We start from the raw sequence: 9,350 nt of genomic DNA, 5'->3' as shown, positions 1-9,350 counted from the left end.
CACACAATTCACTGCAAAATCAACCTGTCGAGCCGCCCATACAAATGCAAGAGATCGATCTGCCGCCGGCGTTCCGCGACCGGCTTTCGGGCTATACCTCTGAAAAAGACACGCTTGGTCAATCCGCGTCCACGGTGCTCCTGCTCAGGGCCGATGGCCAGCCCCCACTCGTCGTCAAACATGAAAAGTCAGGACCTTTTGCCGAATTGGAAAACGAGGCGGCGCGACTTGAATGGCTCGCAGCACAGGGCCTGCCCTGTCCGCGAGTTCTCGGCCAAGCGCAGCATGCAGGGCAACGCTGGCTGTTGGTGGAAGCAATCGAGGGGATCGATCTTGCCTCCTCTCGCCTGTCGCCGGCCGAACGCATCGTCATTCTTGCCGATGCGCTGCGCAGCCTGCACCGCCTCGACCCGGCCAAATGTCCCTTTGATCACCGGCTAAGGAGCCGCATCGCCGCCGCAGAGGCGCGCATGGACGCCGGCCTTGTCGATGAAAACGATTTCGACGACGAACGGCAGGGAAGGACGGCGCGAGAGCTCTTCGGCGAGCTTCAACTACGAAACCCGAAAGATGAGCAGTTGGTGGTGACACATGGCGATGCCTGCTTGCCCAACATTGTCGCGCAAGGGGGCCGATTCGCCGGCTTCATCGATTGCGGTCGCCTTGGCGTCGCGGATCTTCACCAAGACATCGCTCTGGCCTGTCGAAGCATCAGCTACAATCTGGGAAAAGAATGGGTTCAGCCGTTTCTCGGCCTATACGGCCTGCCAAATCCCGATCCGGAGAAGCTTTCCTTTTACTGCCTTTTGGACGAGTTTTTCTAGAGTGAACGACGAAAGCCGACGGCTTCCGGCTGCTCACCCGGCCCCTCCCCACTCCTGACAAGGGGAAAGGGATTGGGAAGGTGGTGAGCAGTAAACCTCACATCAAGCGGCGTTTCGATCTACCCCGAACGCGTCCAGCACCTCGCTTTCGTCAATGGCGGTGAACAACGCCCAGATGTGTCCGAACGGGTCGATGAAGGCGCCGACCCTATCTCCCGTCGGCAGCGTTTCGGCGGCATTGCGCAGGCTCGCGCCAGAACCGATCGCTCGTCCGAGCACCCGATCCACGTCATCGACATGCAGTTCTAGGATCGCCGCCGTCGTGCCGAGCGCATGTGGCGACCGCGGTCCGCCAAGCCGCGGCTCGGCATCCCGGCGCGGATTGGCGCCGGCAATGCGGAAGACGGAATCGCCGAGGCAAAGGTCGGCGCTCGTTAGGATGCCGCTCCACTCATGGCGCTGCAGGAGCTCGGCGCCGAAGACGTCACTATAGAAGGCGATCGCTCGCTCCTCGTCCCCATGCCTGACGAACAGCTTTATGCAAATCTGCCGTGCCGGGCCGCCATTGTACGTGGCCATGACAACCTCCCTGGATCGCGATGAACGTGATCATTTTCAATGAAATAGAACGGGATGCGGGCGGACGCCACGCACTTTCCTCATGCTTCTCGTTTTGCTGAGGTGGAACATCTTACAAGGGAATTAGAACAAATCAAGAACAAAAATCGCTTGCGGCCGCTAAAGACGGACGGCGCCGACAGCTGCACTAGCGTCAGAACGCACCGCTCATCTTGCTGGTCTTCAGAAGGATATTGGTCTCTGTCACAGTGATTCCATCGATGAGCCGAATACGCCTCAGCGTTTCATCGAAGCTGACGAGGTCGCGATCCTCAAGCTCGGCGATGAAATCCCACCGCCCGTTGGTGCTGTGCAGCGCCCTGACCTGCGGCAAGCCGCGCAACTGATCCGCGACGCGGTCGGCCATCTTGCCGTGAACTTCGATCATGACGACGGCGCGCACACCGGACGTCGGAATTTCCGAGCCGGTCCGGATCGTGAAGGCAGCAATTGTTCCGTTCGCCACCAGCCGATCGATGCGTGCGGCGACAGTCGCGCGCGACACGCCCGTCATTGCCGAAAGCGTCGAGACCGGTATGCGCGCATTCTGTCTGAGCGCGCTGATGAGGGTTTGGTCGAGATCGTCCATGTTCTCAATTTGGCAAATTTGCCTTATCAATATGGCGATGATAGCCTTCCAATCGACAGTTTTCCATCTTTTTGCTGTCACGCCTTTTGACGATAATCCGCGCCATTCTTGCGGGGAATCAGAGGAAGGAAAAGGCGGAAATGAAGACCATCACCTTGATCGGCGCACCCATCGAAGAAGGCTCCGGACGGCGCGGCGCGGCCATGGGCCCGACGGCGCTGAGGATCGCCGGCATCGACACGGTTCTGGCCGAACTCGGCCATACGGTTCACGACGAAGGCGATGTCCGGCCGCTGCCGGCACGCGACCTCGCCAATCATCCGCGCGCCAACAATCTGCAGATGGTCGCAGCCTTTGCCCGGGCGCTGAACGATGCCGTACACGACGTCGCCCGCAAGGGACATTTCCCGATCATCCTCGGTGGCGACCATGCGCTTTCCATGGGCAGCGTCTCCGGCATGGCGCGCCACGCCGATGCGGTCGGCCGGCCGCTTTTCGTCCTCTGGCTCGATGCGCATGCCGACTTCAATTCGCCGGTCACTTCGCCCTCCGGCAACATGCATGGCATGCCCGTTGCCTTCTTCTGCGGCGAGGCGGAATTCGCCCCGATCCTCGCCAGCGATCGGCCGCTGGTCGACCCGACGAGGGTCTATCAGATCGGCATTCGCTCGGTCGATGCGCGCGAGCGCGAGGAGATCGCCGAGCACGGCGTCAATGTCTACGACATGCGCGCCGTCGACGAGATTGGCATGGCCCACATCATGCGTCAGATCCTCGATGAGGTCCGCGCCGCCAACGGCCTCCTGCATGTGAGCCTCGACGTCGATTTCATGGATCCGGAAATTGCACCTGGTGTCGGCACCACGGTGCCGGGCGGTGCGACATTCCGCGAAGCTCATCTGATCATGGAGATGCTCTGCGACAGCGATCTCGTCTCATCGCTCGACGTCGTCGAACTCAACCCCTTCCTCGACGACCGCGGCAAGAGCGCCCGCGTCCTGGTCGAGCTGACGGCAAGTCTCTTCGGCCGCCGCATTCTCGACCGGCCGACCCGCAGCGCCTGAACGTGACTAAGACGTCCCGGCGATCCCGCGCATGCCCACGAGCGCGGCGCCATGACACAACCGGAGGATCATTGATGACAACAACTGAAGCCCTGATCGAAACCGAATACCGGCTGGGCGCCCATAACTACAAGCCACTCGACGTCGTGCTTTCGCGCGGCGAAGGCGTCTATGTCTGGGACGTCGACGGCAATCGCTATCTCGACTGCCTCTCGGCCTATTCCGCCGTCAACCAGGGCCATTGTCATCCGAAGATCTTCAGGGCGATGATCGAACAGGCGCAGAAGCTGACGCTCACCTCGCGCGCCTTCCGCAACGACCAGCTTGCGCATTTCTATGAGGAGATCGCGGCGCTCACCGGTTCGCACAAGGTGCTGCCGATGAACTCCGGCGCCGAAGCGGTCGAGACCGCCATCAAGGCCGTGCGCAAATGGGGATACGAGGTCAAGGGCGTCGCCGACGACAAGGCCGAAATCATCGTCTGCTCCAACAACTTCCACGGCCGTACGATGGGCATCGTCGGCTTTTCGACCGACCCGGACGCCCGCATCGGCTTCGGGCCTTTCGCGCCGGGTTTCAAGATCGTTCCCTTCGGCGACATCGACGCCTTCCGCGAAGCGATCAGCGAAAATACGGTTGCGTTCCTCGTCGAGCCGATCCAGGGCGAAGCTGGCGTGATCGTGCCGCCAGTTGGATATTTTGCCGGGGTTCGTGACCTCTGCACGAAGCATGGCATTACGCTCATTCTCGACGAAATCCAGACCGGTCTCGGCCGCACCGGCAAGCTGCTTGCAGAAGAGCATGAGGGCATCGAGGCGGATGTGACACTGATCGGCAAGGCGTTGTCCGGCGGCTTCTATCCGGTCTCCGCCGTGCTTTCGAATTCGGAGGTGCTCGGCGTTTTGAAACCGGGCCAGCATGGTTCGACTTTCGGCGGCAATCCGCTTGCCTGCGCGATTGCCCGGGCGGCGCTGAAGGCACTCACCGAGGAGGGCATGATCGAAAATTCCGCCCGGATGGGCGAGCGCTTCCAGAACGGCCTGCGGGATGTCCGCTCCAACATCATCAAGGAAGTTCGCGGCCGCGGTCTCATGCTCGCGGTCGAGCTGGTTCCGGAAGCGGGCGGCGCCCGCAAATATTGCGAGGCACTGAAGGCGCGCGGCATTCTCGCCAAGGACACCCATGGCGACACGATCCGCATCGCCCCGCCGCTCGTCATCACAGAGGACCAGGTCGATTGGGCGGTCGAACATTTCGCGGCCGTGCTCGCCTCTGCGTGACACCATCCTTCCGATCCGTCCCGGCATCGGGGCGGCTCGCATCCTTCTCAAAAGCAAGTCTTAACGAATCCCGGCTTAGACTAGCTCCCAAAGCGCAAAGCGGGTTTCTCCGCGCATGATGCAGCTTGCGCCTCGCCGGATGTCCTCGGCGGATCTAACGGCACCTCCTGATTTGCTGGAAGCTGCGCTTGCCCGCAGCATCCGCAGGAGGCGTCGACCGGAAAGCTGGAAGGACCTTCGATGACAGGAACATTGAGAACGGCCGGATTTGACGGCGAGACGCTGGAAATCATAGCGTTCCGTCTTCACGATCAGGAATTCTGCGTCAAAACCACGACGATCCGTGAAATCCGCGGCTGGGCGCCGTCGACACCCATTCCGCACTCACCGCCGGAAGTGATCGGCGTGATGAACCTGCGCGGCACGGTGATCCCGATCATCGATCTTGCCCACAAGCTCGGAATGAAATCGACGGTCGCCAACGAACGCAGCGCGATCGTCGTCGCCGAAGTGCACAACATGGTTATCGGCCTCGTCGTCGATCGCGTCTCCGACATTCTCACCGTTCAGGGCAGCCAGGTTCAGCCGGTGCCGGAGGTGACGGCTTCCTTCGACAAGAGCTTCGCGGAAGGCATCATCGCCAATGAATCGGGCATGATCTGCTTCCTGAATCTTGCCCGCATGTTCAAGGAACGGGACGTGGAAGAACTCGCCGCCTGAGATTTTTGATCATTCTTGGATGCCGGCCGTCTCACCACGGTGAGGCGGCCTCTTTCGTTCGACGACAGGTAAGTTTGGGTTTCACGCGGGGTCCTTAGCGGCCGCTACGCCGCTTCCGGACGGCGAATCTTCGCGGCCGCCTCGAGCACCAGCGGGTTCAGCCCCTCGCCGCCGGCCTCGATGTGCTCGAACAGCTTGCGGCGCATGCGCGGCTCCCAATATTTGTTGATATGGGTCGCAACGCCCTCCGCCGCTTCCGCTGCCGGTTGGCTCTTGAAGAACGTGGCGATCTGGTTGGCCATGTAGATGAGCTTGGCATTGGTATCAGGCGACATCGGCAACAGCTCCGGAATGTATGCGCGCGGCATGGGTGAAGATCTCGAATTCGTCGCCGCGCACGAGCGCGATGAGCGTCATGCCCGCCTCTTCCGCCGTGCGAATGGCAAGCGCCGTCGGCGCCGAAATCGCAATGATCACCGGGCTCCCGATGATCGCAGTCTTCTGAACCATCTCGACCGATACGCGCGAGGTGACGACGACGGCACCCTCACCGCCCTTGAAGCCGGCACGCGCCGCCGCACCGACAAGCTTGTCGAGCGCATTGTGGCGTCCGACATCCTCGCGTACGGCAATCAGGCCCCTTCCCGGCACGTAGAACGCCGCGCCATGTACCGCGCGCGTCTCGACATGCAGAGGTTGCTGGCCGTTGAGAAGTGCTACGGCCTTGACGACGTCGGCCTGCGAAAGCCGGAGCGCCGCTCTCGAGACATCCGGAGTAGGGCGAACAGCCTGCTCGATCGATTCGATGCCGCAAAGACCGCAACCGACCGGACCGGCCATGTGCCGGCGCCGCTGCCGCAGCATGTCGTTCTCTTCGTCCCGAAGCGTGATCTGCAGGTCGATGCCCTTGTCCTCGGCCACGACGTCGACAGCCTCGATCTGGTCCGGTTCGGTGATGATGCCTTCGGTCATGCTGAAGCCGACGGCAAAATCCTCGAAATCGCCGGGCGTCGCCATCATCACCGCGTGGGTGGAGCCGCCATAGGTCAACGCGATCGGCGTCTCCTCCGGCACCACCCGTGACCCGGCGACGAGGGTACCGGCGCGGCGAGCGGATTCGGCCACTTTCACGCTTGTCTTGATACCGCTCATGCGACGTGCTCCCGCACTCCCCTACTCCGCCGCCTCCAGCTTGCCAGCGATCCGCCGCGACTGGCGAGCCTGCTCGTCATAGTCGCGCTGCCAGTCGGAGGGGCCGTTCGAAGGCGAGACTTGCACCGCAGTCACCTTGTATTCCGGGCAGTTGGTTGCCCAGTCGGTGAAGTCGGTGGTGATGACGTTCGCCTGCGTCGTCGGGTGATGGAAGGTCGTATAGACCACGCCCGGTGCGACGCGATCGGTGATCAGCGACCTCAGTGTCGTCTCACCCGAACGGCTGGCCAGCCTGACCCAATCGCCGTCGCGAATGCCGCGCTGCTCGGCATCGTGCGGATGGATCTCCAGCCGGTCTTCGGCGTGCCAGATCACGTTCTCCGTGCGCCGCGTCTGTGCGCCGACATTGTACTGGCTGAGGATGCGGCCGGTGGTGAGCAACAGCGGGAAGCGCGGACCGGTCTTCTCGTCGGTTGCGACGAATTCGGTGCGGATGAACTTGCCCTTGCCGCGCACAAAGCCATCGACATGCATGATCGGTGAACCAAGCGGCGCCTTTTCGTTGCAGGGCCACTGCACCGAGCCCATCTTGTCCAGATAGTCGTAGGAAACCATGGCGAAGGTCGGCGTCGTCGCCGCGATCTCATCCATGATCTCGGATGGATGGCGATAGTTCCAGTTAAGCCCGATGGCCTGGGCGAGCTTCTGCGTCACCTCCCAATCCGCATAGCCGCTCTTCGGCCGCATGACACGCCGAACGCGGTTGATCCGCCGCTCGGCATTGGTGAAGGTGCCGTCCTTTTCGAGGAAGGTCGAGCCCGGCAGGAAGACGTGGGCGTAGTTGGCCGTTTCGTTGAGGAACAGGTCGTGCACGACGACACATTCCATTGCTGCAAGACCGGCAGCGACATGCTTGGTGTCCGGATCCGACTGAAGGATATCCTCGCCCTGGATGTAGAGCGCCTTGAAGGTCCCGTCGACGGCGGCATCAAGCATGTTCGGGATGCGCAAGCCCGGCTCGTTGTTGATTGTCACGCCCCAGAGTTTCTGGAAGACGTCACGCGTCGCATCATCGGAGATGTGCCTGTAGCCGGGCAGTTCGTGCGGGAATGAGCCCATGTCGCAGGAGCCCTGCACGTTGTTCTGGCCGCGCAGCGGATTGACGCCGACACCGGGCCGGCCAATGTTGCCGGTCACCATGGCGAGGTTGGCGATCGCCATAACGGTGGTCGAGCCCTGGCTGTGCTCGGTGACGCCAAGGCCGTAGTAGATGGCGCCGTTGCCGCCGGTGGCGTACAGGCGCGCCGCGCCGCGCACCAGTTCGGCCGGAACGCCGGTATAGGCTTCGGTCGCTTCCGGGCTGTGATATGGCTCGGCGACGAATGCGGCCCAGTCCTCATATTCCGACCAGTCACAGCGCTCGCGGATGAAAGCTTCGTTGGCGAGGCCCTCGGTGACGATCACGTGTGCCATCGACGTCAGGATGGCGACATTGGTGCCGGGCTTCAGCGGCAGATGGTAGGAGGCCTCGACATGGGCGGAGCGAACGAGGTCAATCCGGCGTGGATCGATGACGATCAGCTTGGCGCCTTCGCGCAGCCGCTTTTTCAGCCGCGAGGCGAAGACTGGATGTCCGTCGGTCGGGTTGGCGCCGATGATGACGGCGACATCCGTCTGCTCAACGCTGTCGAAATCCTGCGTGCCTGCCGAGGTGCCGAAGGTCTGGTTAAGGCCGTAGCCGGTGGGCGAGTGGCAGACGCGGGCGCAGGTGTCGACATTGTTGTTGCCGAAGCCGGCGCGCACCAGCTTCTGCACCAGATAGGTCTCCTCGTTGGTGCAGCGCGACGAGGTGATGCCGCCGACAGAATCTCGGCCGTACTGATACTGGATACGGCGGAATTCGGAGGCGACGTGCGCAAAAGCCTCTTCCCAGGTGACCTCGCGCCAGGGATCGGTGATCTTCTCGCGGATCATCGGATTGAGGATGCGGTCCTTGTGGCTCGAATAGCCGTAGGCGAAGCGGCCCTTGACGCAGGAATGGCCGCGGTTAGCCTGGCCGTCCTTCCACGGCACCATCCGCACCAGTTCCTCGCCGCGCATCTCCGCCTTGAAGGAGCAGCCGACGCCGCAATAGGCGCAGGTGGTGACCACCGAATGTTCCGGCTGGCCGATCTCGATCACCGATTTTTCGGTCAGCGTCGCCGTCGGGCAGGCCTGCACGCAGGCGCCGCAGGAGACGCATTCGGAGGAAACGAAATCCTCGTTCATGCCCGCGGCAACGCGCGAATCGAAGCCGCGCCCGCCGATCGTCAGCGCAAAGGTGCCTTGTACCTCCTCGCAGGCGCGAACACAGCGCGAGCAGACGATGCATTTCGCCGGATCGAAGGCGAAATAGGGATTGGATTCGTCCTTCGGCGCCCATTTCAGATTGATCTCGCCGCCATTGTTGCGCGCCGTGACGTGGTTCGCCCCGTCATAGCCGTAACGCACGTCGCGCAGGCCCACGGCGCCGGCCATGTCCTGCAGTTCGCAATCGCCGTTGGCCGCGCAGGTCAGGCAGTCGAGCGGGTGGTCGGAGATATAAAGCTCCATCACGCCGCGGCGGACGTCCTTCAACCGCTGGGTCTGGGTGGAAACGCTGATGCCCGGCGCGACCGGCGTCGTGCAGGAAGCCGGCATGCCGGCGCGTCCCTCGATCCCGACGAGACAGAGGCGGCAGGACCCGAAGGCGTCCATCATGTCGGAGGCACAGAGTTTCGGCACCTCGATGCCGGCTTCCATCGCCGCGCGCATGATCGAGGTGCCCTCCGGCACGGTGATCTCGCGCCCGTCGATCGTTAGCGTCACCAGCTTTTCGGATTTCGAAGCAGGAGTGCCATAGTCGATTTCATGAATGAGAGACATCAATGGACCTCCTGAGAAATTGCGTTCAGGGAGAGATCACCCCCCTCTGCCCTGCCGGGCATCTCCGCCACAAGGGGGGAGAACAGGTGGGGCGTACTCTTCCCGCCTATCGGAGCGTTCCGCGCATGCAAGCGATCCTTTTGGAGCGATCGGCTCGCAGCGAGTCGATCTCCCCCCTTGTGGGGGAGATGGCCGGCAG

9 protein-coding genes are annotated in these 9,350 nt (G+C 62.3%); 4 read left to right on the top strand and 5 right to left on the bottom strand.

The window, feature by feature from the left end; all coding sequences use genetic code 11:
- The first annotated feature begins 44 nt into the window (after positions 1-44).
- Entirely contained in the window at positions 45-824 is a 780-nt protein-coding gene (locus tag PZN02_RS07665) for an APH(3')-II family aminoglycoside O-phosphotransferase (RefSeq protein WP_280660991.1), read from the top strand.
- A gap of 102 nt (positions 825-926) precedes the next feature.
- Here PZN02_RS07665 and PZN02_RS07660 read toward each other — a convergent pair whose 3' ends face one another.
- Positions 927-1,403: a VOC family protein gene (locus PZN02_RS07660; RefSeq protein ID WP_280660990.1), complete on the bottom strand. Its 477-nt coding sequence runs from the start codon at positions 1,401-1,403 to the stop codon at positions 927-929.
- A 193-nt stretch (positions 1,404-1,596) separates the two neighbouring features.
- A complete protein-coding gene (locus tag PZN02_RS07655; RefSeq protein ID WP_280660989.1) occupies positions 1,597-2,031 on the bottom strand; it encodes an Lrp/AsnC family transcriptional regulator in 435 nt (144 codons plus the stop codon).
- 140 nt (positions 2,032-2,171) lie between these two features.
- Here PZN02_RS07655 and rocF point away from each other — a divergent pair, with 140 nt between their 5' ends.
- From rocF to PZN02_RS07640, 3 genes are all read left to right on the top strand, one after another.
- Complete coding sequence (gene rocF / locus PZN02_RS07650; protein ID WP_280660988.1) at positions 2,172-3,095, top strand: arginase; 924 nt, start codon at positions 2,172-2,174, stop codon at positions 3,093-3,095.
- A 74-nt stretch (positions 3,096-3,169) separates the two neighbouring features.
- The gene (rocD, locus tag PZN02_RS07645; RefSeq protein WP_280660987.1) at positions 3,170-4,375 is read left to right on the top strand and encodes an ornithine--oxo-acid transaminase; all 1,206 of its coding nucleotides are present in this window, start codon (positions 3,170-3,172) and stop codon (positions 4,373-4,375) included.
- A 240-nt stretch (positions 4,376-4,615) separates the two neighbouring features.
- Positions 4,616-5,095 carry a chemotaxis protein CheW gene (locus PZN02_RS07640; protein ID WP_153436651.1) on the top strand — a complete coding sequence of 160 codons (480 nt, stop codon included), beginning with the start codon at positions 4,616-4,618 and terminating at the stop codon, positions 5,093-5,095.
- Between the two features lie 104 nt (positions 5,096-5,199).
- Here PZN02_RS07640 and PZN02_RS07635 read toward each other — a convergent pair whose 3' ends face one another.
- The 3 genes from PZN02_RS07635 to fdhF are packed head-to-tail and all read right to left on the bottom strand — an operon-like array spanning position 5,200 to position 9,151.
- Positions 5,200-5,430 carry a formate dehydrogenase subunit delta gene (locus PZN02_RS07635; RefSeq protein ID WP_280660986.1) on the bottom strand — a complete coding sequence of 77 codons (231 nt, stop codon included), beginning with the start codon at positions 5,428-5,430 and terminating at the stop codon, positions 5,200-5,202.
- Positions 5,420-6,247, bottom strand: coding sequence for a formate dehydrogenase accessory sulfurtransferase FdhD (gene fdhD, locus PZN02_RS07630; protein ID WP_280660985.1), 828 nt, complete (start codon positions 6,245-6,247; stop codon positions 5,420-5,422). Before fdhD ends, PZN02_RS07635 begins: the two co-directional genes overlap by 11 nt.
- Before the next feature lie 21 nt (positions 6,248-6,268).
- On the bottom strand, positions 6,269-9,151 hold the full coding sequence (gene fdhF, locus PZN02_RS07625) for a formate dehydrogenase subunit alpha (protein WP_280660984.1): 2,883 nt from the start codon (positions 9,149-9,151) through the stop codon (positions 6,269-6,271).
- Positions 9,152-9,350 lie beyond the last annotated feature (199 nt).

Source organism: Sinorhizobium garamanticum (assembly GCF_029892065.1).
GTDB classification, from domain to species: domain Bacteria; phylum Pseudomonadota; class Alphaproteobacteria; order Rhizobiales; family Rhizobiaceae; genus Sinorhizobium; species Sinorhizobium garamanticum.
The sequence above is the reverse complement of the archived record's forward strand: the minus strand, read 5'-3'. Positions and strand labels throughout refer to the sequence as shown.